1 protein-coding gene is annotated in these 300 nt (G+C 44.0%); it reads left to right on the forward strand.

The window, feature by feature from the left end; genetic code table 11:
* The coding region (locus HC175_RS22855; protein WP_168140063.1) for a phospholipase A at positions 1-300 on the forward strand (300 nt) is incomplete at both ends.

A 300-nucleotide genomic window follows, 5' to 3' on the forward strand; every position in this document is an offset into this window, starting at 1 on the left:
CTGAACAAGGACATCAGTACAGAGACGGCCGATGCGAAATACCAGATCAGTTTTAGGCAACTGCTTACCCGGAATGCACTGCCGCTGGACTCTTACCTCTTCCTTACTTACACTCAAAAAGCATTCTGGAATGTCTATCGTTTTTCCAGTCCCTTCGAAGAAATAATTTTCAATCCCGGAATCCATTTATCCAAACCCATCTTTGACAGTGAAGATAAAATTATTGGTACGGCATTCTTGAAGGCCGAACATCAATCCAATGGCCGGGATTCCATCTACTCCCGAAGCTGGAACAATGTT

This window comes from Salinimicrobium oceani, assembly GCF_012037645.1.